Annotated in this window: 18 protein-coding genes; 8 read left to right on the top strand and 10 right to left on the bottom strand. The window is 65.2% G+C overall.

Translation table 11 applies throughout. The features are described from left to right. Nucleotides 1-101: 101 nt before the first annotated feature. On the top strand, nucleotides 102-878 hold the full coding sequence (locus N5C91_RS18555) for a GntR family transcriptional regulator (protein ID WP_017517526.1): 777 nt from the start codon (nucleotides 102-104) through the stop codon (nucleotides 876-878). Nucleotides 879-1046: 168 nt separating this feature from the next. Here N5C91_RS18555 and N5C91_RS18550 read toward each other — a convergent pair whose 3' ends face one another. The 4 genes from N5C91_RS18550 to N5C91_RS18535 all read right to left on the bottom strand — a co-directional run bounded on the left by N5C91_RS18550 (nucleotide 1047) and on the right by N5C91_RS18535 (nucleotide 6235). Next, on the bottom strand, nucleotides 1047-2489 hold the full coding sequence (locus tag N5C91_RS18550; RefSeq protein ID WP_279831123.1) for an efflux transporter outer membrane subunit: 1443 nt from the start codon (nucleotides 2487-2489) through the stop codon (nucleotides 1047-1049). After that, the gene (locus N5C91_RS18545) at nucleotides 2486-3553 is read right to left on the bottom strand and encodes an HlyD family secretion protein (RefSeq protein ID WP_279831122.1); all 1068 of its coding nucleotides are present in this window, start codon (nucleotides 3551-3553) and stop codon (nucleotides 2486-2488) included. The genes N5C91_RS18550 and N5C91_RS18545 overlap by 4 nt, the downstream gene beginning before the upstream one ends. Before the next feature lie 15 nt (nucleotides 3554-3568). After that, a complete protein-coding gene (locus N5C91_RS18540; protein WP_279831121.1) occupies nucleotides 3569-5146 on the bottom strand; it encodes an MFS transporter in 1578 nt (525 codons plus the stop codon). A 165-nt stretch (nucleotides 5147-5311) separates the two neighbouring features. Next, nucleotides 5312-6235, bottom strand: a complete 924-nt coding sequence (locus tag N5C91_RS18535; protein WP_236170760.1) for a LysR family transcriptional regulator — start codon at nucleotides 6233-6235, stop codon at nucleotides 5312-5314. Nucleotides 6236-6400: 165 nt separating this feature from the next. Between N5C91_RS18535 and N5C91_RS18530 the strand changes: the two genes are divergently transcribed. Continuing rightward, a complete protein-coding gene (locus N5C91_RS18530) occupies nucleotides 6401-6823 on the top strand; it encodes a universal stress protein (RefSeq protein ID WP_279831281.1) in 423 nt (140 codons plus the stop codon). A 458-nt stretch (nucleotides 6824-7281) separates the two neighbouring features. Here the strand turns inward: N5C91_RS18530 and guaD are convergent, their stop codons facing one another. The 5 genes from guaD to N5C91_RS18505 form a co-directional block, all read right to left on the bottom strand. Continuing rightward, nucleotides 7282-8586: a guanine deaminase gene (gene guaD / locus N5C91_RS18525; RefSeq protein ID WP_279831117.1), complete on the bottom strand. Its 1305-nt coding sequence runs from the start codon at nucleotides 8584-8586 to the stop codon at nucleotides 7282-7284. A 150-nt stretch (nucleotides 8587-8736) separates the two neighbouring features. Beyond that, nucleotides 8737-9588, bottom strand: a complete 852-nt coding sequence (gene xdhC / locus N5C91_RS18520; protein WP_236170757.1) for a xanthine dehydrogenase accessory protein XdhC — start codon at nucleotides 9586-9588, stop codon at nucleotides 8737-8739. A gap of 185 nt (nucleotides 9589-9773) precedes the next feature. Beyond that, nucleotides 9774-12164 carry a xanthine dehydrogenase molybdopterin binding subunit gene (xdhB, locus tag N5C91_RS18515; protein WP_236198711.1) on the bottom strand — a complete coding sequence of 797 codons (2391 nt, stop codon included), beginning with the start codon at nucleotides 12162-12164 and terminating at the stop codon, nucleotides 9774-9776. After that, complete coding sequence (xdhA, locus tag N5C91_RS18510) at nucleotides 12157-13620, bottom strand: xanthine dehydrogenase small subunit (RefSeq protein WP_279831115.1); 1464 nt, start codon at nucleotides 13618-13620, stop codon at nucleotides 12157-12159. The genes xdhB and xdhA overlap by 8 nt, the downstream gene beginning before the upstream one ends. Nucleotides 13621-13991: 371 nt before the next feature. After that, on the bottom strand, nucleotides 13992-15128 hold the full coding sequence (locus tag N5C91_RS18505) for an alkane 1-monooxygenase (RefSeq protein ID WP_279831114.1): 1137 nt from the start codon (nucleotides 15126-15128) through the stop codon (nucleotides 13992-13994). Nucleotides 15129-15312: 184 nt separating this feature from the next. Here N5C91_RS18505 and N5C91_RS18500 point away from each other — a divergent pair, with 184 nt between their 5' ends. The 6 genes from N5C91_RS18500 to N5C91_RS18475 all read left to right on the top strand — a co-directional run bounded on the left by N5C91_RS18500 (nucleotide 15313) and on the right by N5C91_RS18475 (nucleotide 23950). Then, nucleotides 15313-15981 (top strand): GntR family transcriptional regulator, encoded by a 669-nt coding sequence (locus N5C91_RS18500; RefSeq protein WP_236170753.1) that lies wholly within the window; start codon nucleotides 15313-15315, stop codon nucleotides 15979-15981. Between the two features lie 26 nt (nucleotides 15982-16007). Beyond that, nucleotides 16008-19496: a chromosome segregation protein SMC gene (gene smc, locus N5C91_RS18495; protein WP_279831113.1), complete on the top strand. Its 3489-nt coding sequence runs from the start codon at nucleotides 16008-16010 to the stop codon at nucleotides 19494-19496. Nucleotides 19497-19795: 299 nt separating this feature from the next. Beyond that, the gene (zipA, locus tag N5C91_RS18490) at nucleotides 19796-20695 is read left to right on the top strand and encodes a cell division protein ZipA (protein WP_236170751.1); all 900 of its coding nucleotides are present in this window, start codon (nucleotides 19796-19798) and stop codon (nucleotides 20693-20695) included. Nucleotides 20696-20782: 87 nt separating this feature from the next. Next, nucleotides 20783-23170 carry an NAD-dependent DNA ligase LigA gene (gene ligA, locus N5C91_RS18485; protein WP_279831110.1) on the top strand — a complete coding sequence of 796 codons (2388 nt, stop codon included), beginning with the start codon at nucleotides 20783-20785 and terminating at the stop codon, nucleotides 23168-23170. Nucleotides 23171-23199: 29 nt separating this feature from the next. Then, nucleotides 23200-23502: an HU family DNA-binding protein gene (locus N5C91_RS18480; RefSeq protein WP_279831279.1), complete on the top strand. Its 303-nt coding sequence runs from the start codon at nucleotides 23200-23202 to the stop codon at nucleotides 23500-23502. Between the two features lie 70 nt (nucleotides 23503-23572). Next, a complete protein-coding gene (locus N5C91_RS18475; RefSeq protein ID WP_236198717.1) occupies nucleotides 23573-23950 on the top strand; it encodes a hypothetical protein in 378 nt (125 codons plus the stop codon). Nucleotides 23951-23955: 5 nt separating this feature from the next. Here the strand turns inward: N5C91_RS18475 and N5C91_RS18470 are convergent, their stop codons facing one another. Beyond that, entirely contained in the window at nucleotides 23956-24315 is a 360-nt protein-coding gene (locus N5C91_RS18470; protein WP_236198718.1) for a hypothetical protein, read from the bottom strand. Between the last annotated feature and the right edge of the window lie 50 nt (nucleotides 24316-24365).

The following is a 24365-nucleotide window of genomic DNA, read 5'->3' as shown; positions in this document are numbered from 1 at the left end:
CTTTGTGTACACTGTGCCCCATGCCTGGCCCGCGGCCAGCTTCACTCCAGCCCCCACGGATTTCGCGCCGGTTCAACCCGGCTGAGCAGGGTTCGACTCCGATGACCGACCAGTTGCAACAGATCAGGAAGCAGCCGCGCAATGGCAAGGCGCGCAGCGGCACTCAGGACGAGATCGTCTACGCGCACATCTTCGATGCCATCCTCGAGCAGCGCCTGGCTCCCGGTACCAAGCTGAGCGAAGAGGCCCTCGGCGAGATCTTCGGCGTCAGCCGCACCATCATCCGCCGTGCCCTGTCGCGCCTGGCCCACGAGCAGGTCGTGCTGCTGCGCCCGAACCGTGGCGCCGTGGTGGCCAGCCCGAGCATCGACGAAGCCCGGCAGATCCTCTTCGCCCGCCGCACCGTCGAGCGCGCAATCACCGAACTGGCCGTGGACAACGCCAGCAGCGATACCCTCGCCGAACTGCGCGACATGGTGAAACAGGAGCAGTCCAGCTTCGCCCGCGGCGACCGCGGCGCTGGCATCCGTCTTTCCGGCGAGTTCCACCTCAAGCTTGCCGAGATGGCGAAGAACGCTCCCCTGGTGGTATTCCAGCGCAGCCTGGTGTCGCAGACCTCGCTGATCATCGCCCAGTACGAAAGCGGTGGCCGTTCGCACTGCTCGTTCGACGAGCACAACGAGATCCTCGACGCCATCGAAAAGGGCGACAAGGAAAAGGCCGTGACCCTGATGATGCACCACATGGCGCACATCGACGACAAGCTGAACCTGGACGTGGACGGCGCTTCCGGCGACCTGCACGCAGTGTTCTCGCACCTGCTGGCGGGCAAGAAGAAACCGCGCCGCAGCAAGGCTGACGCCGACTCGGCGGCCTGATCGCCGAGCCAGAAAAAAGCCCCGCCATTGCGGGGCTTTTTCGTTTCTGCACGGGGCGCTTTTGGTATTCGTCCTGGCGCGCAGTGCTTTTCGTAGGAGCGAGCTTGCTCGCGAATCTGCCGCACGCCGGAGACTCAAGGTGCGATGCGTTCGCGAGCAAGCTCGCTCCTACAGGTTCTGGGCGCTTTGCTCGGTCTGCTGCCAGCCGCCACCCAGTGACTTGTAGAGCAGCACGAGGGTAGTCGCCACGGCTTCGCGGCTGCGTACCTGCTGTTCCTCGGTGGCCAGCAGCTCGCGCTGCGCGCTGAGTACGTTGAGGAAGTCGACCGCACCGGCCTTGTACTGCTCACGGGCGTTGGCCAGGGCAGTGCGGCCATGTTCGGCGGCGCTGTCCAGACTGGCCAGACGGCGTTGCTCGGCGGCGTAGTCGGTGAGCGCATCGTCCACTTCGCGCCAGGCGTTGAGCACCGTGCGCCGGTAGGCGATAGCCGATTCCTGCTGCTGCGCCTCGCGCAGGGCGAGCATGCCCTTCAGTCGGCCGCCCTCGAAGATCGGCAGCGACAGGCTCGGGCCGATACCGAAGGTGTGGCTGTTCCAGTCACCGAAGTTGGACAGTTGCAGTGCCTGGAAGCCGAAGCTGCCGTTGAGGCTGATGCGCGGATAGAAGTCCGCCTTGGCCACGCCGATGCTGGCGGTGGCGGCATGCAGCGCGGCTTCGGCGCGGCGGATATCCGGGCGGCGCTGGGCCAGCTCCGAGGGCAGGCCGACCGGCACGCCACGGGGTGGCTGCGGCAGGGGCCTGGCCTGGGCGAGCTCGGCTTGCAGCGCCCCGGGTGCCTCGCCGAGCAGGTAGCCCAGGGCGTTGATCAGGCGCGCCTGGCGCTTCTGGCTGTCGGGCAGGCGCGCCTCGATGCTGGCCACCTGGGTCAGGGCTTCGGCAACGTCCAGTTCGGTAGCGACGCCATCGGCGCGACGCAGGCGGGTCAGCTCCAGGCTGCGCTGGGCGATCTCCAGGTTGCTGCGGATGATCGCTTCCAGGTCCTGTTCGGCGCGCAGTTGCAGGTAGTTGCGCGCAGTTTCGGCGAGCACCGAGACCAGCACGTCGCGGCGGCTTTCCTCTGTGGCCTGCACGTTGGCGTCGGCGGCTTCCAGTTGGCGGCGCACGCGCCCCCAGAAGTCCAGCTCCCAGGACAGGTCGAAGCCGCCATCGAGCTGGTTGAAGTTGTCCTTGCCGGCCTTGCCCGACGGGTCGCTCAGGCCGACTTCGCTGTTGCGCTTGCGCTGGTAGCCCAGGTCCGCACCGACATTGGGTACGGCGTCGCCGCCCAGCGCCTGGCGGATCGCCCGGCTTTGCTGCAGGCGTGCGTCGGCTTCGCGCAGGTCGAGGTTGGCGGCGGCCACGCGGTGTTGCAGGTCATTCAGCTGCGAGTCGCCCAGCAGTGTCCACCACTGCGCTTCCAGGGGCGCATCGAGCGCCTGGCTCGGCGTCTGGCCGCGCTGGGCGGACCAGTTCACCGCGTCGGCATCGCCCGGACGTTGGAAGTCCGGACCGACGCTGCAAGCGCTGAGCGCGAGCAGGGCAACGAACAGAGGCGTGCGGGCGGCGATCATTGCACGGCTACCTTCTGCTCATCCGGCGCGTGCTTGCCGGTGTCGATGCGAGCGATCACCGACATGCCCACGCGCAGCTTGTCACGCAGCGGCTGGTCAGCGTCGAGGACGATCTTCACCGGGATGCGCTGGACGATCTTGGTGAAGTTGCCGGTAGCGTTGTCCGGAGCTATGGGCGCAAAGCTCAGGCCGGTGGCCGGGGCGATGCTGTCGACATGACCGCGCAGCTTTTCGCCGGGGAAGGTGTCGATGCTGATCTCCACGCTCTGGCCGGGCTGCACGTCGGTCAGCTGGGTCTCCTGGAAGTTGCCGACGACATAGGCGTCCTGCAGGGGAACCACGGCCAGCAATGCATTGCCTGGCGTGGTGTAGGCGCCGACGCGCACGGCGCGGCGGCCGACCATGCCGTCGAACGGCGCACGAATTTCGGTGTACGACAGGTTCAGTTGTGCCTGCTGCAACTGCGCTTGCCCACGCTTCAATGCGCCGAGAGCTTCGGCCTGCTGCGCCAGCAGCACGTCGAGTTGCTTGCGAGCGGCGAGGGCGGCGGCCTTGTTCTTGTCCAGCACGGCCTTCGCCGAGTCGACATGCGAGCGCGCCTGCTGGGCGTTCTGCAGCGTACCGGCGCCTTGAGTGGCGAGGTGCTGGTAGCGATTGAGTTCCTGCGTGGCGAAGGTCAGCGCGGCCTGGTCGGCCTGTACTTGCGCGGCGGTCTGGGCGATCACCGCCTGCTGGCGCTCGAGGTCGGCGGCGACGTGGTGGTGACGTGCCTCGGCGGCCAGCACGTCGGCTTCGGCGGCATCCAGCGCGGCACGGTAGTCGCGGGCGTCGATGCGTGCCAGGACCTGACCGGCCTTCACCGACTGGTTGTCTTCCACCAGCACTTGCTCGATGAAGCCGGCGACTTTTGGCGCCACCAGGGTGAAGTCGGCATGGACGTAGGCGTCGTCGGTGCTCTGCTCGCGGCTCGGGGCGAGCAGGCGCAGCAGCAGGTAGACGACAAGGGCGAGCAGCAGCACGGCGACCAGGGCCAGACTGCCGCGACGGGAGCTGAGTTTCGACATGGGCAGACCTTTGAATCAGTTGTTGGGGATGACGGGACGCGGCGGATAGACCCGCAGCGGCATCAGCGGAATCAGTACGAGCAGGGCGGCGGCCAGCCAGGACATCGCCAGTAGCGTGTCGGACGCGGCGAGCACGCCGGCCTGGCCGCGCACCTGCCCGGCCAGGCGACCGATGTTCTCGGCGCCGCCCAGTTGCTCCAGGCGCAGGCCGAGGGCCTGCTGGGCATTGCCCAGGTGGTCGACCAGGCGGTTGGAGTGGTAGTGCTCGCGCCAGGTCATCAGGATCGACACCACCGCGCTGCCGAGCACCGCGGAGAAGCCGCGCACGCTGTTGAACCAGGCCGAGGCGAACGGCCCTTCGATGGGCGCCACCACGCTGGTGGCCGACATCAGTAGCGGTACCACGGCCATTGGCTGGCCGATGATCTGCAGTGCCAGCAGGGCGTAGAAGTTCTCCCGTGTCCACTCGCTGGTCAGCTGGCTCATGCCGAAGGCCGACAGGCCGCACAGGCTGATACCGATGGCCAGCACCCAGCGGCAATCCACGCGGGGGATGTTGCACAGCGCGGCGATCAGCGGCAGCGAGATCAACTGGGGCAGCGCCACCAGCAGCGCCATCGGTGCCGATTGCAGCGGGCGATAAGCGTGGGCCGAGGCGAGGTAGGAGGCCGGCACGCCAGCGCAGGCGCCGAGCACGACGAGCACACCGGCCAGGGTGATCAGCGAGTGGGTGAAGTTGCGTCGCTTGAGGATATCCAGGCGGAAGAACGGCAGCGGATGCGTCCACTCGTTGACGAAGAACGCCGCCAGCAGCCCGGCGCCACCGACCACCAGCAGGGTGATGAGGTCCGACTCGAACCAGTCCAGACGCTCGCCCTGCAAGAGGCCGATCACCAGCATCAGGATGCCCGGCAGGCCGAGGGAAAGGCCCACGTAGTCGAACTGGCGCAGGCGCTCCAGGCGCAGCGGGTCCTGCGGGATGCCCCAGGCGACGGCGACCAGCGCCACGGCGCAGAGTGGAATGACCTGCCAGAACACCCAGTGCCAGCCAACGAATTCGGTCCATAGCGCTGCCAGCGGCATGCCGAGATTCGGTGCGAAGGTGGCGGTCAGCGCATAGGCGCCCAGGCCATAGAGCTTGATCCCCGGCGGCAGGAAGCGCAGCGCCACGGTCATCAGCATCGGCGGCATGCAGCCCCCGGCGAACCCCTGCAGCAGGCGCAGCAGGTAGAGCGTCTCGACGTTCGGTGCAAAGGGGCAGAGCAGCGCGAGCAGGGCAAAGGTGGCGATGGCACCGAGGGTGAAGCGGCGCAGCGACACGGTGACCGAGAACCAGGGCGCGAAGGCCATGGCGGCGACCTGCGCCGCCGAATACAGGGCGAGCAGCCAGGTGCCTTCGTCGTGACCGATGGACAGCGCGCCGCGCACGTCGGTCATGGCCAGGTCGGTGACCTTCTCGTTGAGCCCGGCGCTGAGGGAGGCGATCAGCACGCCGAGCATGCCGACCACGATGCGCAGGCCGAATGGCTGGGCAGCGGGCTTGGCTGCGGCCGGTTGTGGTGCGGCGGCGGAAATCGGCGCGAGCGCGGTCATGGCCGGCCTCCACGGGGATGGCCGATGCCGCCGCCGGGAGGCGGTGATGTGCAAGGCATAGGAATCAACTCGGGTATTTGCGACCGAGTCTAGGGAAGGGTGTGAGTTGTGAAAATTGAAATGATTGCAGCTAATCAGTGCATCTGGCGCACTGATTGGCCGCAATCAGCTCAGCAGGCCGGAACTCTCGCGCAGTTCGATGCACACGCGCTTTACTGTCTGCCGCAGCCAGCTGTGCGCCGGGTCGTTGTCGAAGCGCGGGTGCCAGGCCTGGAGGATCACCACGGATTTCAGTGGCAGCGGGATGTCGAACTGGCGCAGGGCGAAGCCCAGGCGGTCGAGGCGCCACAGCGAATGCTCGGCAATGGGCAGTACCAGGTCGGATTCCAGCAGGGCGAAGATCGACGAGTGGAAGGTCGGCGCGGTCAGGCGGATTTCCCGACGCAGGCCGAGGTTCGCCAGTTCCTCGTCGATCGGCCCGATGGCACGGCCGCGACGGGATACGCTGATCTGCGGGAAAGAGGCGAAGCGCTCCGGGGTGATCTCGTCGTCGAAGATCGGATGGTCGCGCCGCGCCAGGCCGACGAAGTTGGTGGTGAACAGGGTCTGCGTGCGGATTTCCGGCTCCAGCGTCGAGGTGGCGCCGATGTAGAGGTCGATGCGGTTCTGCCGCAGGGCTTCGTCGTCGAAGTCGGCTTCCGGGGCGATGCGCAGGCTGCAGCGCGGTGCTTCTTCCTTCATCACCGCCAGCATGCGCGAGGCAAAGCCGCCCACCAGCACGTTGTTGGAGCGCAGCACGAAGCAGCGCTCGAGCTGGTCCATGCGCAGGTTTTCCTTGGCGTTGAACAGGCGCATGGCGTGTTCCACCAGGTCGCTGACTTCCTCGCGCAACTGCAGCGCGCGCGGTGTCGGCACCAGGTTGCGGCCGGCGCGAACCATGATCGGGTCGCCCACCGCCTCGCGAATGCGTGACAGGGTGCGGCTCATGGCCGGAGCGCTGAGGTGCATGCGCCGCGCGGCGCCAACCACGCTGCCTTCTTCGAGCAGGATGTTGAGGGCGACCAGCAGGTTGAGATCGGGCAGGGCCATGGTGACTCCGAAAGGGTTGCTGCATTGCCATTCATGTTCCATTGCGACGCGCTTGCTGGGCAAGCGTGCGTTTGACGCAATGGTCCATTACGTTTGGCGTGCCTTTACGCTCCGTGCGCAGGCCCGAAGAATGGCGGCGGATTCTGTTTCATGAAGGAGAAGGACATGTTCAAACGGATTCTGCTGGCCATCGACGGCGCGGCGCAGTCGGCGCGGATCGTTGCCACGACGGGAGAGCTGGCGCGTGACCACGGCGCCGAGGTGCATGTGGTCTGCGCTGTGGACCGCGCCTTCGCCATGCCGCGCCAGGATGCGCTGGAGTACCCGCCGGCCGAGCAGGAGCAGCATGAAGCGCAGGCGCTGGTGAATGAGGCGGTGACCCGGTTGCAGCCGTGCGTGGCCAGCGGAGCGGTGGTGGCCGGCGATCCGGCGCGCGCCATCCTGCGCGAGGCGGAGCGGCTGGAGTGCGACCTGATCGTGATCGGGCACCGGCATCTGGGGCGTATCGAACGGCTGCTGGACCCATCGGTGGGGCAACGGGTGATCGAGCGGGCGCCGTGCCCGGTGCTGGTCGAGGTGCGGGAGTAGCGTGCCGGTTGGTGCGGTGCGGTCCGGTGCCGTGCGGTTCACGAGCGAGCTCGCTCCTACAGGCCCAGACCGGCACGCTCTTCGTAGGAGCGAGCTTGCTCGCGAACCCGGGTTGGCACCGTCGCGTTGCCGGGAATCGATCGCGGACGGAGTCCGCTCCTACGAGATACCTCTGCGCCTGGGCCATTCCTCACCCTGGCCCTCTCCCAAGGGGAGAGGGGACTGTTCGGTGCAGGATGAAACGTCGGCAACAGCCGGCACGGACTGCTCCCTCTCCCCCAGGGAGAGGGCAGGGGTGAGGGGAAAGCATCGGCACGGGCGTCCCGAGAAAGACAGTTGCTCCTACGCACGCCAGGAAGCCTGGCGCCGAAATAGAGGCGCCACGCAGCGTGGAAAGAAAAGCGGCCCCGGCGCCGGGTTGGTCCTGAGCGAGGACCCGGCGCCGAAGCCGTAAGGGGTCAACCGCGGCGATGCACGTTGCGGCCGTGCGCGAAGGTTTCCTTCACGGTACGGTCGTCGCCGAGGATGACCAGTGCGAAGAGTTTCTCCTCCAGGGTCTTGGCCTGCTGCAGGCGGTAGTCCAGCAACGGGGTGGCCTTGTAGTCGAGGACCACGAAGTCGGCCTCGTTGCCCTGGGCGAAGCTGCCGACCTTGTCTTCGAGCTCCAGCGCGCGGGCGCCGCCGAGGGTGGCCAGGTACAGCGACTTGAACGGGTCGAGCTTGATGCCCTGCAACTGCATGACCTTGTAGGCCTCGTTCAGCGATTGCAGCTGGGAGAAGCTGGTGCCGGCGCCGACGTCGGTGCCCAGGCCAACTTTCACCTTGTGCTTCTCAAGCTTCGCCAGATCGAACAGGCCGCTGCCGAGGAACAGGTTGGAGGTCGGGCAGAAGGCCACCGCCGAGCCGGTTTCCGACAGGCGCTGGCATTCGCCGTCGCACAGGTGCACGCCGTGGGCGAACACCGAGCGCGGGCCGAGCAGGCCGTGGTGGTCGTAGACGTCCAGGTAGCCCTTGCGCTCCGGGAACAGCTCCTTGACCCACTCGATTTCCTTGAGGTTTTCCGACAGGTGCGTGTGCAGGTACACACCCGGGAATTCCTTGAGCAGGCGGCCGGCGGCGTCGAGCTGTTCCGGGGTGCTGGTGGGGGCGAAGCGCGGGGTGACTGCGTAGAGCAGGCGGCCCTTGCCGTGCCAGCGCTCGATCAGCGCCTTGCTGTCGGTGTAGCTGCTTTCGGCGGTATCGGTCAGGTAGTCCGGCGCGTTGCGGTCCATCATTACCTTGCCGGCGATCAGGCGCAGGTCGAGCTTTTCCGCAGCGCCGAACAGCGCGTCCACCGACTGCGGGTGCACGGTGCCGAACACCAGCGCGGTGGTGGTGCCGGCGCGCAGCAGTTCCTTGAGGAAGATGCCGGCCACATCGGCGGCGTGGGCCGGGTCGGCGAACTGCTTCTCGGTGGGGAAGGTGTAGGTGTTCAGCCAGTCCAGCAACTGCTCGCCGTAGGAGGCGATCATGCCGGTCTGCGGATAGTGGATGTGGGTGTCGATGAAGCCGGGGGTGATCAGCGCATCGCGGTACTCGACCACTTCCACGCCGCCCAGTTGCGGCAGCAGCTCGGCGGCGTGGCCGAGGCGGGCGACCTTGCCGTCTTCCACCAGCAGGATGCCGTCCTCGAAATACTGGTAGGACTGCTCCACGCCGACTTCGGCGGGGTCGGCGACGCTGTGCAGGATGCTGGCGCGGTAGGCTTTGGCTTGAGTGCTCATCAATCTCTCGCAAATCGAAAAATATCGCGTCTTTGGACGCTGTTCGATGGGTATCGCTTTGCTCCACCCATCCTACGGAACACTGGGTCTTTTTTTGTGGGATGGGTGGAGCGCAGCGATACCCATCACACGTGGCCGGCAATCGAACTATCAGGCTCCGCTTTCGGCGGTGCGCGCGCGGCGGCTGCTGGGTAACAGTTTGGCCACGCTGTGCTCGCCCTTGCCGGTCTCCTGACCGAAGGTGGCGTTGTAGGTGGCGATGACTTCGCCGGCGATGGACACGGCGATCTCCACCGGCAACTTGCCCTTCACCTCGCTGATGCCCATGGGGCAACGCATGCGCTGCACGGTATCGGCGGCGAAACCGCGGTCGCGCAGGCGGTGTTCGAACTTGGCGCGCTTGGTGTCCGAGCCGATCAGGCCGAAGTAGGTGAAGTCGTTGCGCTCGAGAATCTTCGCGGTCAACTCCAGGTCCAGCGCGTGGTTGTGCGTCATGACGATGTAGTAGCTGCCGGCGGGCATCTCGTCGATCTCGTCGATCACTTCCTCGTTGATCGCGCGGGTGACGCCCTCGGGGATATGGTCGGGGAATTCGGCTTCCCGCGAGTCGATCCAGCGCACCTTGCACGGCAGGCTGGCAAGCAACGGGACCAGTGCGCGGCCGACATGGCCGGCGCCGAACACGGCGATGTGCGCCTGGGGCTGGCCCATGGGTTCGAACAGCAGTACGGTGGCGCCGCCGCAGCACTGACCAAGGCTGGCGCCGAGGCTGAAGCGTTCCAGCTTCGGCTCGCGCTCGCGGTTCAGCAGCATCTCGCGGGCGATGGCCATGGCCTTGAATTCGAGATGGCCGCCGCCGATGGTGTCGTAGAGCTTGTCGGCGCTGACGACCATCTTCGAGCCGGCGTTGCGCGGGGTCGAGCCGCGTTCTTCGATGATGGTCACCAGCACGCTGGCTTCGGCGCGCTGTTGCAGGTCGGCGAGGGCACTGATCCAGTTCATCGTGACGAACCTCAAGGTTGGGCTTTGCGTAGGAGCGGACTTTGTCCGCGATGGCATCCAGCGCGATGCGGGCCTATCGCGGACAGAGTCCGCTCCTACGGCTCTCTATTGGGTGGGGTACCGCTGGCAGGGCGGAGGACGGAAGTGGGGACGTCTCTCCCTGCCAGCGGTGCCCCATGGTCAGATCACGCCGGCTCGACCTGAGCCGGTGCTTTCTCGGCTTGGGCCAGTTTCAGCTTGCGCATCTGCTCCACGCCCCAGAGCACGCGCTCGGGAGTGGCCGGAGCGTCGATCTGCGGCTGGGCGCGGTAGTCCGCCAGGCTCGCCACGGCGTCCTTGATCGCGCAGAACACCGAGATGCCCAGCATGAACGGCGGCTCGCCGACGGCCTTGGAGTGGAACACCGTCTGCTCCGGGTTCTTGCGGTTTTCCACCAGCTTCACCCGCAGGTCGATGGGCATGTCGGCGATGGCCGGGATCTTGTAGCTCGCCGGGCCGTTGGTCATCAGCTTGCCCTTGGCGTTCCAGACCAGCTCTTCCATGGTCAGCCAGCCCATGCCCTGGACGAAGCCGCCTTCCACCTGGCCGATGTCGATGGCCGGGTTCAGCGAGGCGCCGACGTCGTGAAGGATGTCGCTGCGCAGCATCTTGTACTCGCCGGTAAGGGTGTCGACGATCACCTCCGAGCAGGACACGCCATAGGCGAAGTAGTAGAACGGCCGGCCGCGGGCCTTGCTGCGGTCGTAGAAGATCTTCGGCGTACGGTAGAAACCGGTGGAGGAGAGCGACACCTGGCCGAAGTAGGCCTGCTGGATCAGTTCCTCGAACGGCAGGATCAGGTCGCGCACACGCACCTGGTTGTTGCGGAACTCGACGTCCTCCTCGGTCACCTTCCAGTGCCTGGCGGCGAATTCCACCAGGCGCTGGCGAATGATCTCGGCGGCGTTCTGCGCGGCCTTGCCATTCAGGTCGGCGCCGGAGGAGGCGGCGGTCGGCGAGGTGTTGGGCACCTTGTCGGTGTTGGTTGCGGTGATCTGCACACGATCGATATCGACCTGGAAGACCTCGGCCACCACCTGGGCGACCTTGGTGTTCAGGCCCTGGCCCATCTCGGTGCCGCCATGGTTCAGGTGGATGCTGCCGTCGGTGTAGATGTGGATCAGCGCGCCGGCCTGGTTGAGGAAGGTGGCGGTGAAGCTGATGCCGAATTTCACCGGGGTCAGCGACAGGCCCTTCTTCAGTACCGGGCTGCTGGCGTTGAAGGCGCGGATTTCGGCGCGGCGCTTGGCGTACTCGGCGCTGGCTTCCAGTTCCTCGGTCATTTCCTCCAGCAGGTTGTGTTCCACCTGCTGGTAGTAGTGGGTGACGTTGCGCTCGTCCTTGCCGTAGTAGTTGCGCTTGCGCACTTCCAGCGGGTCCTTGCCCAGATGGCGCGCGACGGCGTCCATGATTTCCTCGATGGCGACCATGCCCTGCGGGCCGCCGAAACCGCGGTAGGCGGTGTTCGATGCGGTGTTGGTCTTGCAGCGGTGACCGTTCACTGTGGCGTTGCCGAGGAAGTAGGCGTTGTCCGAGTGGAACATCGCGCGGTCGACGATGGAGCCGGAGAGGTCTGGCGAGTAGCCGCAGTTGCCGGCCAGTTCGATGTTGATGCCGTGCAGCAGGCCGTCATCCTCGAAGCCCACGTCGTATTCGACGTAGAAGGGGTGGCGCTTGCCGGTCATCTGCATGTCTTCGACGCGCGGCAGGCGCATCTTCGTCGGACGGCCGGTGAGGCGCGCGATCACCGCGCACAGGCAGGCCGGTGCAGCGGCCTGGGTTTCCTTGCCACCGAAGCCGCCGCCCATGCGGCGCATGTCGATGACCACCTTGTTGAAGGAGATGCCCAGCACTTCGGCCACCAGCTTCTGTACTTCGGTGGGGTTCTGCGTGGAGGTGTAGACGATCACGCCGCCGTCTTCGGTGGGCATCACCGAGGAAATCTGTGTCTCCAGGTAGAAGTGCTCCTGGCCGCCGATGTGCAGGGTGCCCTGGATGCGGTTCGGCGCGGTGGCCAGCTTGGCCTCGGAGTCGCCGATCTTGTGCTGGTGGCTGTCGAGCACGAAGTGCTTCTTGCGCAGCGCCTCGACGACGTCGAGCACCGGTTCCAGGTCCTCGTACTCGATGATCGCGGCCATGGCGGCCTTGCGCGCGGTTTCCAGGCTGTCGGCGGCGACGGCGATGACCATCTGGCCGACGTACTCGACCTTGCCGTCCGCCAGTAGCGGATCGCCGGCGACCACCGGGCCGATGTCCAGCTGGCCGGGCACGTCATCCTTGGTGATGGCGATGGCGACGCCGGGGAACTGGTAGCAGGGGCTGACGTCCAGCCGGGTGATGCGCGCGTGGGCGCGGTCGCTCATGCGGGCGTAGACGTGTAGCTGGTTGGGGAATTCCAGGCGGTCGTCGATGTACTGCGCTTCGCCACTGACGTGCTTTGGCGCGCTCTCGTGCTTGACGCTGCGGCCGACGCCGGTGGTCAGGTCGGCGCGGAACAGTGCGGCCAGTTCTTCCTGGCTTTTCTGGGGCTTATGCATAGTGGGTCACCCGGGTCACGGCCTGAGGGGCTTCCAGTTCCAGGAAGCACTTGCGCAGCAGGTTCTGCGCGGTGAGCAGGCGGTATTCCTTGCTCGCACGGAAGTCGGTGAGCGGCGCGAAATCTTCGCTCAGGGCCTGTGCGGCGCGTTCGAAGGTGGCGCTGTTGAAGGTCTGGCCGAGCAGCGCGGCCTCGCAGGCCTTGGCGCGCTTCGGAATCGCCGCCATGCCGCCGAAGCCGGTGCGCACGGCAGTGATCCTGCAGTTCTCGACGGTGACGCTGAAGGCCGCGCACACGGCGGAGATGTCGTCGTCCAGGCGCTTGGAGACCTTGTAGGCGCGGAACGCCTGGCTGGCCTGCGGGCGCGGAATGATCACCTGCTCGATGAACTCGCCTTCCTGGCGCGCGGTGACCTTGTAGTCGATGAAATATTCATCGATCGGCAGTTCGCGGCGCTCGGCGCCCTTGCGCAGCACCAGGCGGGCGCCGAGGGCGATCAGCAGCGGCGGCGAGTCGCCGATGGGGGAGGCGTTGCCGATGTTGCCGCCCAGGGTGCCCTGGTTGCGGATCTGCAGCGAGGCGAAGCGGTGCAGCAGCTCACCGAAGTCCGGGTAGTCGCGGGAAAGCGCTTCATAGCAGTCGGTCAGCGGAGTCGCCGCGCCGATCTCGATGCGGTCGTCGAAGACCTCGACGCGCTTCATTTCCTCGACGTGGCCGACGTAGATCATCACCGGCAGTTCGCGGTGGAACTGGGTGACTTCCAGGGCCAGGTCGGTGCCGCCGGCCAGCAGGCGCGCCTGCGGGTTGGCGGTGTAGATGTCGGCCAGGTCGGCGATGGTCAGCGGCAGCAGGCAGCGCTTGTCGCCGCTGTTCAGCTCGGCGGTTTCGCTGGGTGCGATGGCCTTGAGCTGGGCAATTATTTCCGGCTGGGTGACGTCGAACTGGTCGGGCTGCTTCTGGCAGCAGGACTGTTCGGCAGCGTCGAGGATCGGGCGGTAGCCGGTGCAGCGGCACAGGTTGCCGGCCAGCGCTTCATGGGCTTCGGCCTTGCGCTCCTCGGCGTTCTCGCCGGCGCTGTTCTTCTGCAGGGCAAACAGCGACATGACGAAGCCGGGGGTGCAGAAGCCGCACTGCGAGCCGTGGCAGTCGACCATGGCCTGCTGCACGCCGTGCAGTTCGCCACGGTGTTTCAGGTCGTCGACGCTGATCAGCTGCTTGCCGTGCAACGAGGAAACGAAGGTGAGACAGGAGTTGAGGGTGCGGTAGCGGATGCGCTCGGCACCTTCTTCACCGACCAGCTCGCCGACCACCACGGTGCAGGCGCCGCAGTCACCGGAGGCGCAACCCTCCTTGGTGCCGGTCTTGCCCAGGGTCTGGCGCAGGTAGTTGAGCACGGTGAGATTGGGATCGAGGCGGTCTTCGACGCGCAGCTCGCGATTGAGCAGGAACCTGATCAAGGCTTGCCTCCAGGCTGATTCTTGTTTTTGGTAGGGCACTGGATGGCGAATTTATGGAAAGCTGACTTTTGAGTCAATAAAATTTCTGTCCTAAAGGTCAGAAAGTTTTTCCGGGATGACAAGTGGTGGGGAGGGCGCCGCTTTTCGTAGGAGCGAGCTTGCTCGCGAACCGCCGCAATGACCGCTCTGCACCGCGTCAGATCGGTAGGATGGGTGGAGCCTGAGCGATACCCAAGCTGTCTTCGCGCGGTAATGATGGGTATCGCTGCGCTCCACGCCATCCTACGAAGAGCGGCCTGATGCAGGGCGGCGGAAAGAAAAAAGGCGGCAAGCCGGGGTAGGGCTTGCCGCCAAGGCGTGGAACTCGTCGATCAGGCTTGCTGGTTGGCGCTCAGCTGGTATTCCTCGCCGGCGTAGTAGGCGCGTACCCGGCGGTCCATCACTGCGCGCCAGAGCGGTGGGAACAGCGCCAGGACGATCATTCCGGCATAGCCATTGGGCAGTTGCGGGCTTTCATCGAAGTGCCGCAGCACCTGGTAGCGGCGCTTGGCATTGGCGTGGTGGTCGGAATGGCGCTGCAGGTGGAAGAGGAACAGGTTGGTCAGCAGGAAGTTGCTGTTCCAGGAGTGCTCGTGGGTGGTTCGCTCGTAGCGCCCGCTGTCCAGGCGGCGACGGTGCAGGCCGTAGTGCTCGACGTAGTTGACGATCTCCAGCAGGGTGAAGGCCATCACCGATTGACCGATGAAGTAGACCGCGCCGATCCAGCCGAAGGCGACGCTGAAACCGACCAGGAACAGGGCGCTGATCACGTACCACCAGATCAGTTCGTTGCGCCAGTGCATCGCTGGCAGGCCCTTGCGCTTGAGGCGCTCTTTCTCGAGCTTCCAGGCATTGAAGAAGTTGTGCTTGTAGGCGTGGGGCAGGAAGGCGTAGAGGCTCTGGCCGTAGCGCGAGGACGAAGCGTCTTCCGGCGTGGAAACATGCACATGGTGGCCGCGCACGTGCTCCACCTTGAAGCCCGCGTAGCACACCGCTGCCAGCAACAGGCCGCCGGCGTTCTGCTCCAGCTCCGGGTCCTTGTGGATCAGCTCGTGGGAGACGGTGATGCCGATGGCCCCCATCACCGTGCCGACCGAGAGAATCCAGCCCAACTGGCCGACCCAGTTCCAGGCGTCGTAGGTGGCCAATACCCAGCCGCCGTAGACCAGCATGCCCAGCAGTAGCGGCACGGTCATCAGGCTGAGGAAGCGGTAGTAGCCTTCGCGCTCCATGGGCGGGACCTCTTGCACTTCGTCGGGGTTGGCGGGATCGCGGCCAACCACGAAGTCCAGCAGCGGGATCACCCCGAACACCACGGTAATCACCAGCCAGGCCCAGGCATTGGGGTACTCGCTGCCGAACGACCACCAATAGCTGACGGGAATACCGAAGACCGGCACCAGCCAGATCCAGTAACCGGCTTTCTTGAGACGCAACATCCAGGCAGGGGAAAGGAACAAGGCGAACATGGACGACTCCCGATACGTCTCTTGTGTAGGATTGTCGGACAATCCTGCGCCAATTCCCCTCGATGGACGCACCAACCTTCGTTCTGTCGACCCTCCCGGGCGGGGGATGGCGAGGTAACACCCTGTGTTACACTTCGCCCCCGCAGCATCCCCCTCGAAAGCGCCCCGATTCTTAAGGACAACCATGACGTTCAAGGCCCCGGACAGCCTGGCTGAGCAGATCGCGCATCACCTTGCCGAGCGCATCATCCGGGGCGAACTCAAGGAGCGCGAACGTATCCAGGAGCAGAAGGTCACCCAGACCCTCAACGTCAGCCGCGGTTCGGTTCGCGAGGCGTTGCTGATCCTGGAGCGCCGTCACCTTGTGGTGATCCTGCCGCGCCGTGGAGCACAAGTCTCCGAGCTGTCCGCCGCGCATGTGGAAAGCCTCTATTCGCTGGTGATGGAGCTGTACATCATGCTCGCCAGCAGCGTGGCCCGGACCTGGCACGACGAAACCGACCTGGCGCCCTTCATGGCGATCCAGCAGCGCCTGCTGGAGAACCTCGAACGTGGCGACATCAACGCCTTCGTCGAGTCCAGCTTCGACATCATGCGTGCCGCCTTCCCGTTCGCCGCCAACCCCTACCTGCAGGAGACCGTGGAAAATCTCCTGCCGGCCATCAGCCGCACCTATCATCTGGCCCTGGAGCGCCGCAAAGGCGAGATGAGCCAGTTCATCGGCAGCTTCGAAAGCCTGCTTCGCGCGGTGGTGGGGCGCGACGAGGCGGGTATCCGTGAGGTCCTGCTCGACTACGGTCGGCACAACAGCCAATTGGTCCTGGCCGCACTGGCTGAACGACAAGCTCGCTAATCAGAAGAAAAGGGGGAAGACGGCGCATGCGGCTCAAGTGCATCAAGCTGGCGGGCTTCAAGTCCTTCGTCGACCCGACGACGGTCAATTTCCCGAGCAACATGGCGGCCGTGGTCGGTCCCAATGGTTGCGGCAAGTCCAACATCATCGACGCCGTTCGCTGGGTGATGGGTGAAAGCTCGGCGAAGAACCTCCGCGGCGAGTCGATGACCGACGTCATCTTCAACGGCTCCAATACACGCAAGCCGGTGACCCAGGCCTCCATCGAACTGGTGTTCGACAACTCCGACCAGACCTTGCTGGGCGAGTACGCCAGCTACGCCGAGATTTCCATTCGCCGCCGTGTGACCCGCGACGGCCAGAACACCTATTTCCTCAATGGCACCAAGTGCCGGCGTCGTGACATCACCGACATCTTCCTCGGCACGGGCCTTGGGCCGCGCAGCTACTCGATCATCGAGCAGGGCATGATCTCCAAGCTGATCGAAGCCAAGCCCGAGGACCTGCGCAACTTCATCGAGGAAGCCGCCGGCATCTCCAAGTACAAGGAGCGCCGCCGCGAAACCGAGAACCGCATCCGCCGCACCCAGGAAAACCTTGCGCGCCTGACCGACCTGCGCGAAGAGCTGGAGCGTCAGCTGGAGCGCCTGCACCGCCAGGCCCAGTCGGCGGAGAAGTACCAGGAATTCAAGGCCGAGGAACGCACCCTCAAGGCCCAGCTCGGCGCCCTGCGCTGGCGCGACCTGAACGAGCAGGTCGGGCAGAAGGAGAAGGTGATCGGCGACCAGGAGGTGGCCTTCGAGGCGCTGGTGGCCGAGCAGCGCAGCGCCGACGCGAGTATCGAACGGTTGCGTGACGGCCACCATGAGCTGTCGGAAACCTTCAACCTGGTGCAGGGCCGCTTCTATTCCGTGGGCGGTGATATCGCCCGCGTCGAGCAGAGCATTCAGCATGGCCAGCAGCGCCTGCGCCAGTTGCAGGATGACCTGCGCGAGGCGGAGAAAACCCGCCAGGAAACCGAATCCCACCTGGGCCACGACCGCACCCTGCTCGCCACCTTGGCAGAAGAGCTGGAGCGCCTGGCCCCGGAGCAGGAAATCAGCGCTGCCGCCGCCGAAGAGGCCACCGTTGGCCTGGAAGAGGCCGAGCAGCGCATGCACGACTGGCAGCAGCGCTGGGATGCCTTCAACCAGCAGAGCGCCGAACCGCGCCGCGAAGCCGAGGTGCAGCAGTCACGCATCCAGCACCTGGAGCAGAGCCTCGAACGCCAGGCCGAGCGCCAGCGCCGCCTGAGCGATGAGCGCACGCAACTGGCCGCTGACCCGGAAGATGCGGCGATCCTCGAACTGGGCGAGCAGGTTGCCGCCATCGAGTTGCTGCTGGAAGAGTCGCAGATCGAAGAGCAGGAGCTGGCCGAGCGCCTGGAGCGCGTGCGCCAGTCGCTGCAGGAAAGCACCGCCGCGCAGCACCAGGCGCAGGGCGAGTTGCAGCGGCTGAATGGCCGCATCGCCTCGCTGGAGGCGCTGCAGCAGGCCGCGCTCGATCCGGGCGACGGCACCGCGCAATGGCTGCGCCAGCAGGGCCTGGAGCAGCGCCCGCGCCTCGCAGAAGGCCTGCGCGTGCAGGCGGGCTGGGAACTGGCGGTAGAAACCGTGCTCGGCGCCGACCTGCACGGCGTACTGCTGGATGATGTGAAAGGGTTGCCGTTCGACGCACTGGAGAAGGGTGAGCTGCGCCTGCTCGATCTGGCTGTCGGCGCCGTTTCCCGTCCCGGCAGCCTGCTGGACAAGGTCGAAACCAATGTCGACCTGAGCTACTGGCTGGACCGCGTGCGCCCGGTCGAAAGCCTGGATCAGGCGCTGGCCCAGCGCGCTTCGCTGGGCGATGGCGAAAGCCTGGTCAGCCGTGATGGCTATTGGGTCGGTCGCAACTTCCTGCGCGTGCGCCGTGGCGAGTCCGCCGACGGCGGCGTGCTGGCGCGAGGCCAGGAACTGGAGCGGCTATACGCCGAGCGCGAGACGCTGGAGCAGCGCCTTGCCGAGATCGACGAACAGCTGGCGCGCTTGCGTGACGAGCAGCGTCAGGCCGAGGAAGGCCGCGACCAGGTGCGCCGCCGCCTGCAGGACGAAGGTCGCCGCCAGGGCGAGCTGAAAGCGCAACTGTCGGCGCAGCAGGCCAAGGTTGAGCAACTGACCCTGCGCCGCCGCCGTCTGGATGAAGAGCTGGCCGAACTCGCCGAGCAGCACGCCATCGAGCAGGAGCAACTGGGCGAAGCCCGGCTGAGCCTGCAGGAAGCGCTGGACGCCATGGCGGTGGATACCGAGCGTCGTGAGTCGCTGCTCGCCGAACGCGACGGCATGCGTGAGAAGCTCGACCGCATCCGCCAGGAATCCCGCCAGCACAAGGATCAAGCCCATCAGTTGGCTGTGCGCGTTGGTTCCCTGCGTGCCCAGCACGAATCCACTCGCCAGGCGCTGGAGCGCCTGGACAGCCAGGCCGTACGCCTGGTCGAGCGTTGCGAGCAGCTCAACCTCAACCTGGAGGAGGGCGCCGCGCCGCTGGAAGAGCTGCGCATGCGCCTGGAAGAACTGCTCGACCGGCGCATGGCTGTCGAGGATGAGCTCAAGCACGCGCGGCTGGCGCTGGAAGACGCCGACCGCCAACTGCGTGATGCCGAAAAGCGCCGCACCCAGGCCGAGCAGCAGTCGCAACTGCTGCGCGGTCAGCTGGAGCAGCAGCGCATGGACTGGCAGGCCTTGAACGTGCGTCGCAAGTCACTCCAGGAGCAGCTCCACGAGGACGGTTACGACCTGCATGGCGTGCTGGGCACCTTGCCCCATGATGCCGCCGAGAAAATCTGGGAAACCCGCCTGGAAGAGCTGGCTGCGCGCATCGGGCGCCTGGGGCCGATCAACCTCGCGGCGATCGAGGAATACCAGCAGCAATCCGAGCGCAAACGCTACCTCGACGACCAGAACGACGATCTGGTGGAAGCGCTGGATACCCTGGAAAACGTCATTCGCAAGATCGACAAGGAAACCCGCAACCGCTTCAAGGAAACCTTCGACCAGATCAATGCTGGCCTTCAGGCATTGTTCCCCAAGGTTTTCGGCGGCGGTCACGCCTATCTGGAACTTACCGGCGAGGATTTACTCGATACCGGGGTGGCGATCATGGCGCGGCCGCCGGGGAAGAAGAACAGCACCATCCATCTTCTGTCCGGTGGCGAGAAAGCCCTGACCGCTCTGGCGCTGGTGTTTGCAATCTTCCAGCTGAACCCGGCACCGTTCTGCATGCTCGACGAAGTCGACGCGCCGCTGGACGATGCCAACGTCGGCCGTTATGCGCGACTGGTGAAAGAGATGTCGGAGAAAGTGCAGTTCATCTATATCACCCACAACAAGATCGCCATGGAGATGGCCGACCAGTTGATGGGCGTGACCATGCACGAACCGGGTTGTTCGCGGTTGGTGGCGGTGGATGTGGAAGAGGCCGTTGCGCTGGCTGAAGCGTGATCGCCCAAGCGAACTTGCGCTATGCTGGCCAGATGCTTTGTTTCAAACCTAAAGCATTGATTTGATTGGGGTAGGCTGCACTTTCAATGCGCAAGCGGCAGCCGCTATGAAAAGTTGCAAAGAGTGCGGCTGAGTGTCGCCATAGACAGTGTAAAGTTATGTGAGAGCGTGTTAGCTTAACGTCCACTTCTGTATCGCGTGGAAAACATCAGTCAGAACATGAAGTTGGCTCCACGTTTTCAAGGGATAGGATGTCCTTTTCTTCATCATCATTTTTTGTTCAGGGGCTACGGGATTAGATGGATATCGGTCTGCGCGAATGGCTGATCGTCATTGGGCTTATCGTGATCGCCGGCATTCTGTTCGACGGCTGGCGTCGCATGCGGGGTGGCAAGGGCAAGTTGCGGTTCAAACTGGATCGCCAGTTTGCCAACCAGCCCGATGACGGGGATGAAAGCACTCCTGAACTGCTCGGGCCTTCCCGGGTGGTCGAACACCGCGAGCCGGAACTGGACGAGGAAGACCTGCCCAAGGTCAGCGCCAAGGAGTCGCGCGGCAAGCGCCGCGGCGAGCCGCGCCAGGGCGACCTGAATCTGGACGACCCGGCACCGAACCTGCTCGGCCCGCTGGACGAAGAGGATTTCCCCAACCCGCTGGACGAAGAAGCGCCGCAGGAGAAGGAAAAGCCGAAGAAGGAACGCCGCAAGGACAAGGAGCGTGCAGCTCCTGCCGCCCCCGCGGGTGCCACTTCCGCGTCCCAGGCTCCGGTCGAGGAAGTGCTGATCATCAATGTCATCAGCCGCGACGAGAATGGCTTCAAGGGTCCGGCGCTGCTGCAGAATATTCTTGAAAGCGGCCTGCGCTATGGCGAGATGGACATCTTCCATCGCCACGAGAGCATGGCGGGCAACGGTGAAGTGCTGTTCTCCATGGCCAACGCGGTCAAGCCGGGCACCTTCGATCTGGACAACATCGACCAGTTCAGCACCCGTGCCGTGAGCTTCTTCCTCGGCTTGCCCGGCCCGCGTCACCCCAAGCAGGCGTTCGACGTAATGATCGCCGCCGCCCGCAAGCTGGCCCAGGAGCTCAATGGCGAGCTGAAGGATGAGCAGCGCAGCGTGATGACTGCGCAGACCATCGAGCATTACCGTCAGCGCATCATCGATTTCGAGCGGCGCGCACTGACCCAGAAGCGCTAAGCTTTCCGCACGCTGCACAAAAAGCCCCAAGCGACCCTTGGGGCTTCGCATTTCTAGCCGCAACCCCTTGCCGCCCGAGATTCCCGCATGACCGACTCCCAATCCGCTGCCGAACGCATCGCCCAGCTGCGCAGCGAACTCGACGATCACAATTACCGCTACTACGTGCTTGACGAGCCGAGCGTGCCGGATGCCGAGTACGACCGTCTGTTTCGCGAACTGAAGGCGCTGGAAAGCGAACATCCCGAACTGATCACCCCGGAGTCGCCGACCCAGCGCGTTGGTGGTGCGGCAGCCTCGGCTTTCGGCGAGGTGCGCCACGAAGTACCGATGCTCAGCCTGGGCAACGCCTTCGAGGAGCAGGACCTCAACGACTTCGACCGCCGCGTGCGTGAAGGTCTGGCCGACCAGTTGCCTTCCTCCGACCTGTTCGGCGGCGGTGCCGAGGTGGAGTACAGCTGTGAGCCCAAGCTCGATGGCCTGGCGGTCAGCCTGCTGTATGAAAATGGCGTGCTGGTTCGCGGCGCTACCCGCGGCGACGGCACCACTGGCGAGGACATCAGCGTCAACGTGCGCACCATCCGCAACGTGCCGCTGCGTCTGAAAGGCGGCGGCTGGCCGGCGGTGCTGGAGGTGCGTGGCGAGGTGTTCATGTCCAAGGCCGGTTTCGAGGCGCTCAACGAGCGGCAGATGGAAGCCGGTGGCAAGACCTTCGCCAACCCGCGCAATGCTGCTGCCGGCAGCCTGCGCCAACTGGATTCGAAGATTACCGCGAGCCGCCCGCTGGAGTTCTGTTGCTACGGATTCGGCCGCGTCGAGGGCGGCACGCTGCCCGCTACCCAGGTCGATATCCTCGAAGCCCTCAAGGGCTGGGGCATCCCGATCAGCCGAGAGTTGAAGCTGGCCAAGGGCGTCGAGGGTTGCCGCGCCTATTACGAAGACATCGGCAATCGTCGCGACAGCCTGGCCTATGAGATCGATGGCGTGGTGTTCAAGGTCAACCGCATCGACTTCCAGCGTGAGCTGGGCTTCCGCGCCCGCGAGCCGCGCTGGGCCATCGCGCATAAATTCCCGGCACGGGAAGAGCTCACCGAGCTGCTCGACGTGGAATTCCAGGTCGGTCGCACCGGCGCGGTAACGCCCGTGGCGCGGCTGAAGCCGGTACAGGTGGCTGGCGTGACCGTGTCCAACGCCACGCTGCACAACATGGACGAGGTTGCCCGCCTGGGGCTGATGATCGGCGACACCGTGATCATCCGCCGGGCCGGCGACGTGATCCCGCAGGTCATGCAGGTCGTCACCGAGCGCCGTCCGGCGGATGCCCGCCCGGTGGCAATTCCCACCCAGTGCCCGGTGTGCGGCTCGCAGGTCGAGCGCACCCAGCTGGTGAAGCGCAGCAAGGGTAAGGAGTCGGTCAGCGAAGGCGCCATCTATCGTTGCGTCGGCCGGCTGTTCTGCCAGGCGCAGCTCAAGCAGGCGATCATTCACTTCGTTTCGCGCCGCGCCATGGATATCGATGGCCTCGGCGACAAGATCGTCGAGCAACTGGTGGACAAGGGCCTGGTGAAATCGCCGGCGGACCTCTACACCCTGACCTTCGAACAGGTCATCGAGCTGGAAGGCTTCGCCGAAGTTTCCACGCGCAACCTGCTCGCCGCCATCGCGGATAGCCGCAAACCGGCGTTGGCACGTTTCGTCTTCGCCCTGGGCATCCCTGACGTGGGCGAGGAGACCGCCAAGCTGCTGGCACGCTCACTGGGCTCCCTGGCGCGGATCCAGAAGGCGCTGCCGGAAGTGCTGACGTACCTGCCGGATGTCGGCGGCGAGGTCGCCTACGAGATTCACAACTTCTTTGGCGATGAGCATAACCGCGAGGTCATCGCCCAGTTGCTGGAGCGTGGCATCGAGTTGCAGGAGGAGGGCGAGGTCTCCGCCGAGTTCGCTGCCGTTGCCACTCTGGCGGGTTTCATCGACAAGCTGAACATTCCCTTCATCGCCGCCACCGGCGCCGAGAAACTGGCTGATCGCACCGGCAGTCTCGATGCGCTCATCACCCTGAGTCAGGACTGGCTGGACCTCAGCACCCTGAAAGGGGTGAACGAGAAGGCCAGGCAGTCGCTGCGCGAGTATTTCGCCGATGCCGCTCGTGTCGAGCGCGCCAAGGCTGTCGAGGCGCAACTGGCGGAGTTCGGCATGCACTGGCGCAGCGAGCGCAAGGTGGTCGAGGGCCTGCCGTTGGCCGGCCAGACCTGGGTGCTGACCGGCACCCTGGAGGCCATGAGCCGCGATATCGCCAAGGAAAAACTCGAAAGCCTGGGCGCCAAGGTGGCCGGCTCCGTCTCGGCCAAGACCCATTGCGTCGTCGCAGGGCCCGGGGCGGGATCGAAATTGGCCAAGGCCCAGGAACTCGGCGTCGCCGTAATGGACGAAGAGCAGCTGATCAAACTGCTGGCCGAGCATGGCCTCAGCGCCTGACACGCCTTTCTTCCAACCAAAGAATCAAGATCAACGCATCAAGGAGTCATTCCATGCCCATGACCAAGGACCAACTGGTTCGCGATATCGCCGAATCCCTCGACCTGACCCAGGCCGCCGTGCGCGGTGTGTTCGAGCAACTGGCGCAGATCACCCAGGATGCCCTGGAGAACGACGGTGAGCTGACCCTGCCGGGTATCGGCAAGCTCAAGGTCAGCGAGCGCGCAGCCCGCACCGGCCGTAACCCGCAGACCGGCAAGAGCATCGAGATCGCCGCGAAGAAGGCGGTGCGCCTGGTGCCCGCCAAGGCCCTGGTCGACAGCCTGAACTGATCGGCAGGCCCGTTCCGGTCCCTGTGTTGCGATGCAGGGCGGGGCGGGCCAGCGGTAGACGGAGAGCGAAATGGACAAGGCAAGAAAGCAGCGCCTGCTCGGCGTTGGCGCACTGGTGCTGTTGTTCGGGGCTTACGTGGCCTGGACCGAGCGCCCGCAGATCGTCCTCCACTATGACGGCGTGGGTGGGCCGGCGGTGAGTTACAGCTTCAAGGAAAACGGCGAGGAATCCCTTGCTGGCGAAATCAAGCCGGGCGAGGCGCGCGCCTTCCCGCTGCGCCTGCTGCGTTCGGGTGAGTACCGGGTCGCCTTCCAGTTCCACCAGGGGGCAGAGCGCTACTCCACGTTCAGCACTCGTCCGGGCTACAGCAAGATGGACCTGTTCATCGGGCCGAACCTGGAAGTTTCCACCCAGCCTCGGCCCGAGGGATTGCTGCAAGAGCCGTAGCGCCCTTACAGATACTCGGCGACCAGCACGAGATTGCGCGCGCCGCCCTGGCTGGCGGTACGGATCATTGCGGAGAAATCCCCGTTCGGCGGGCTGAGCTTCTCGACGGGGCGCCCCTGGTTGTCGGTGAGGCGATAGTTCACCACAGGCTGGTTGCCGCGAGGCTCGCTGAGCTGAAGGCTCAGGGATTGCCTGCATTGGCTGATCTCGATGCGACTGCTGCCGCGGGTGAAATCGCTCACGCCGATCTGGCAGGTTGGCTCGACGATGGCGCCGCGAAAGGTGATGGTGCCGCCACTGGCCGCCTGCAGCGGGCCGCAGAGAGCAATGGCGAGTAACGCAGTACAGCCCACGACAGATCGCATTCGGACACTCCTTGCTTGGCATCGGGCCGCCTCGAACGGGAGGCCTCATC

The organism is Pseudomonas sp. GD03903, from assembly GCF_029840045.1.
GTDB classification, from domain to species: domain Bacteria; phylum Pseudomonadota; class Gammaproteobacteria; order Pseudomonadales; family Pseudomonadaceae; genus Pseudomonas; species Pseudomonas pseudonitroreducens.
The sequence above is the reverse complement of the archived record's forward strand: the minus strand, read 5'-3'. Positions and strand labels throughout refer to the sequence as shown.

Bases quoted from the DNA above. Each gene is read 5' to 3' on its own strand.
- N5C91_RS18555 (WP_017517526.1), top strand. From the start codon at position 102: ATGACCGACCAGTTGCAACAGATCAGGAAGCAGCCGCGCAATGGCAAG.
- N5C91_RS18550 (WP_279831123.1), bottom strand. From the start codon at position 2,489: ATGATCGCCGCCCGCACGCCTCTGTTCGTTGCCCTGCTCGCGCTCAGC.
- N5C91_RS18545 (WP_279831122.1), bottom strand. From the start codon at position 3,553: ATGTCGAAACTCAGCTCCCGTCGCGGCAGTCTGGCCCTGGTCGCCGTG.
- N5C91_RS18540 (WP_279831121.1), bottom strand. From the start codon at position 5,146: ATGACCGCGCTCGCGCCGATTTCCGCCGCCGCACCACAACCGGCCGCA.
- N5C91_RS18535 (WP_236170760.1), bottom strand. From the start codon at position 6,235: ATGGCCCTGCCCGATCTCAACCTGCTGGTCGCCCTCAACATCCTGCTC.
- N5C91_RS18530 (WP_279831281.1), top strand. From the start codon at position 6,401: ATGTTCAAACGGATTCTGCTGGCCATCGACGGCGCGGCGCAGTCGGCG.
- guaD (WP_279831117.1), bottom strand. From the start codon at position 8,586: ATGAGCACTCAAGCCAAAGCCTACCGCGCCAGCATCCTGCACAGCGTC.
- xdhC (WP_236170757.1), bottom strand. From the start codon at position 9,588: ATGAACTGGATCAGTGCCCTCGCCGACCTGCAACAGCGCGCCGAAGCC.
- xdhB (WP_236198711.1), bottom strand. From the start codon at position 12,164: ATGCATAAGCCCCAGAAAAGCCAGGAAGAACTGGCCGCACTGTTCCGC.
- N5C91_RS18505 (WP_279831114.1), bottom strand. From the start codon at position 15,128: ATGTTCGCCTTGTTCCTTTCCCCTGCCTGGATGTTGCGTCTCAAGAAA.
- N5C91_RS18500 (WP_236170753.1), top strand. From the start codon at position 15,313: ATGACGTTCAAGGCCCCGGACAGCCTGGCTGAGCAGATCGCGCATCAC.
- smc (WP_279831113.1), top strand. From the start codon at position 16,008: ATGCGGCTCAAGTGCATCAAGCTGGCGGGCTTCAAGTCCTTCGTCGAC.
- zipA (WP_236170751.1), top strand. From the start codon at position 19,796: ATGGATATCGGTCTGCGCGAATGGCTGATCGTCATTGGGCTTATCGTG.
- ligA (WP_279831110.1), top strand. From the start codon at position 20,783: ATGACCGACTCCCAATCCGCTGCCGAACGCATCGCCCAGCTGCGCAGC.
- N5C91_RS18475 (WP_236198717.1), top strand. From the start codon at position 23,573: ATGGACAAGGCAAGAAAGCAGCGCCTGCTCGGCGTTGGCGCACTGGTG.
- N5C91_RS18470 (WP_236198718.1), bottom strand. From the start codon at position 24,315: ATGCGATCTGTCGTGGGCTGTACTGCGTTACTCGCCATTGCTCTCTGC.